Here is a 2810-nt window from a genome sequence, read left to right as displayed (position 1 = left end):
CGATCGTCGCAATACGGCCGAGCCCGCCTGTTCGCCGAGAACGACTCTCAATACAGTGTGCTCAATTGCGCGGTTACCAAACTACCGTTGCTCGAACCCGCCGATTGCGCATTGATCCTCGTTGATGAACAGGCAGGCCTTGCGTTCGCTGCGGGTTCTCAAGACCCCCAGATTCTGCGCAGTAATGGCCTTGCCGTCGCGAAGACGGCGGTCGCCTTTGGCTTGCCGGTTGTGGTCTCCACTTCGGCGTCGAAAGTGTACAGCGGCCCATTGATGCCGGCTTTTCGGGAAGTGCTACCAAACGTCACGCCGATTGAACGCCGCAACATGAACCTTTGGGAAGACGATGTGGTGCGCGACGCGATTGCGGCTACCGGAAGGCGTACGCTGATCATCGCGGGCATGTTGACGGAGGCTTGCGTGAGTTTCCCGGTGCTTTCAGCGCTGTCCGAGGGGTATCAAGTCTATGTCGTTGCCGATGCTTGTGGTGGATTGACACCGACGAGCCATGACCTTGCATTGCGACGGATGGCTTCCGCTGGCGCAGTCATGACTTCCTGGCTTCAGCTCCTTCTGGAATTCCAGCGAGACTGGACTCGTCATGACACATATGAGAAGGCGCGCTCGATCGTGGTTGAGCATGGTGGTGGGTATGGCACGGGCCTCGCATATGCGCGTGACATGATTAAGCCGACATGAGCGTCCTCAATTCGGCCACTTAACGCTTTTTGGAGGATATATAGACATGCCAGCCGTCAGCGATTCGCAACCCCACGACAACTCAGCCACCAGCTTGTGGGCGCAATGCCGCACGCCAGTGCTGCTCACCATCGTGGGAGGGGCCATCGACACCATAGGCTTCATCGCTTTGCTCGGCTTTTTCACCGCCCATGTGACCGGCAACCTGGTGCTGGCCGGCGCGGCCTTCGTGAAGGGAGGGGCGGGCATGTGGATCAAACTGGGGGCCATTCCGTTATTTATCGCCACGGTCATGTTTGCCAAAATGTGGATTGACCGCTGTAGCCAGTCCCACAAGACCCTGGGCTGGCTGTTCGTGGCGGAGGCTGTGTTCCTGTTGGGCTTCATGCTGGTGGGCCTGTACTTCGATCCGCTTCGCGACCCCGACGCGGGCGAACTGGCGTTGACCGGCGGCCTGGGCCTGATGGCCTTGGCAATCCGCAATACGTCGAGCAAGACGTTGATCAAGCACATCAGCCCCAGCACCATGATGACTGGCAATACCACTCAGTTCGGTATCGATTTATCGAATTTCGTACGCACGCTCAGCCGAGAGCATGGGGTGGCCGTGCTGAAAAGCGGGAGCATCGTAGTTGGTTTCGTCCTGGGCGCGTTTCTTGGTGCCGTGCTTTACATGCGTGTTGGATTCTGGAGCGTGCTGCCTTTCACGCTGGTAATTTTATATCTGGCCAGCCTGTCCTTTCGTAAACAATTCATCTGAGGGAGGCCATGGTCATAAACAAAAGCCGACTGGAATCCTTCAGTGATGGCGTCATATCGGTGAGCCTGACGCTGATGCTCTATCAGATTCAGCTTCCCGCCGAATTTAACTGGAACGGAGTGAAAGCGGAGGCCCATCATTTCTTCGGATATGTGCTCAGTTTTATTTACGTCGGGATTTACTGGAATAATCACCATCACTTGTTCCAGATGGTGCGAGGCATCAATGGGAAGGTCATGTGGGCTAATCTCAATCTGTTGTTCTGGTTGACGATGATTCCCATAACCACCACCTGGACTGGTAAGTCAGAATTCTCGGAAGTTCCAACTGCGTTGTATGCCTTTGTGCTGTTCATGTGTGCCGTATCCTATTGGGTATTGCAACGTGTCATTATGGCATTGGAGGGGAAAGGCTCCTCGCTCGCAGGTGCGATTGGCAAAGATCTGAAGGGGAGATTATCTCTGGTTGTCTACGCACTGGCGATCGCGGTAAGTTTTTTTAGCAGCATTGCAGCAACACTTATTCTAATTGCGATGGCTGCATTTTGGTTTTTTCCCGATTCGCGAATCGAAAGGTATCTTTTGGGGCAAGAGGGCAAGAAGCCATAAGTGAGCGTTTTGTAGTTCTTTGAACCTGTCTACTCCACTTGCAGTAGTTCAGCAGAAAAACTCCGCACCCATCACATGCGCGACTAGCTGTCAGCGTTGATTTGCCGTCTCATGGCTCATTTCTCCATGTTGGGCGCGACTGGATCGATTGTGCTCAATGGCCCAGAAGGCGAATGCCGCGATCCGCGATGGAACAGCCAGCAAGCTGAAGACAGCGCCGATGGTCCAGCCGAGCCCCAACAGGGTGGCGCCCACGAAAGCGCTTGCGACGCCGCTGAATCGCCCGACGCCAAACATCCAGGCGACCCCCGTGCCGCGGCCTTCGGTGGGGTAGAGCACTGCTGCGTACGAGGCCATGGACGTCACAGGCGCCGTCACGACAATACCGGAGGCAAACAACAGGATGCCCAGCAGCATGGGGTGGCCGGCACATTGACCTGCAATGAGCACAAGGGCACCAGTCAGCAGGAAGGCGAGGGTGATGGTGCGCCGAGCCGTCCATCGGTCCATCAGCCAGCCAGCGCACAGGTTGCCGAGCACACCACCAAGGGGCATCAGCGAAGCGATCAACGCGCCGTTCTATCGCGAATGCGCGCAAGTCGTCGGACGCGTCAACGATCTGACCGACCAGATGCGCGAACTTCGCGCCACACCCACGGGAAGGCCGCCCGAGTTCGACAGTTTGAGCCCGATTTTCGGCATTTCTGACCGTCGCCCCTAGCACTGGCGCGGCTTCCAGGGTC

At 56.6% G+C, this 2810-nt stretch carries 4 protein-coding genes and 1 pseudogene; 4 read left to right on the top strand and 1 reads right to left on the bottom strand.

Translation table 11 applies throughout. From position 1 onward, the window contains the following. The 3 genes from ACGLHR_RS51315 to ACGLHR_RS51305 all read left to right on the top strand — a co-directional run. Positions 1-699, top strand: a 699-nt coding sequence (locus tag ACGLHR_RS51315) for a hydrolase (protein ID WP_400103749.1), incomplete at its 5' end; no start/stop codon positions are given. A 46-nt stretch (positions 700-745) separates the two neighbouring features. Beyond that, complete coding sequence (locus tag ACGLHR_RS51310; protein ID WP_400103747.1) at positions 746-1459, top strand: YoaK family protein; 714 nt, start codon at positions 746-748, stop codon at positions 1457-1459. A gap of 8 nt (positions 1460-1467) precedes the next feature. Next, positions 1468-2067: a TMEM175 family protein gene (locus ACGLHR_RS51305; protein ID WP_400103745.1), complete on the top strand. Its 600-nt coding sequence runs from the start codon at positions 1468-1470 to the stop codon at positions 2065-2067. 90 nt (positions 2068-2157) lie between these two features. On the opposite strand, the gene ACGLHR_RS51300 is transcribed toward ACGLHR_RS51305, so the two are convergent. Continuing rightward, on the bottom strand, positions 2158-2577 hold the full coding sequence (locus ACGLHR_RS51300) for an MFS transporter (protein WP_400103743.1): 420 nt from the start codon (positions 2575-2577) through the stop codon (positions 2158-2160). Between the two features lie 55 nt (positions 2578-2632). Between ACGLHR_RS51300 and ACGLHR_RS51295 the strand changes: the two are divergent. Continuing rightward, positions 2633-2731, top strand: a pseudogene (locus ACGLHR_RS51295) (LysR family transcriptional regulator); the annotation flags it as partial. Positions 2732-2810 lie beyond the last annotated feature (79 nt).

It is taken from the genome of Cupriavidus sp. CuC1 (genome assembly GCF_044627735.1).
Taxonomy (GTDB): Bacteria; Pseudomonadota; Gammaproteobacteria; order Burkholderiales; family Burkholderiaceae; genus Cupriavidus; species Cupriavidus ulmosensis.
This window is presented reverse-complemented; position numbering and strand designations above follow the sequence as displayed.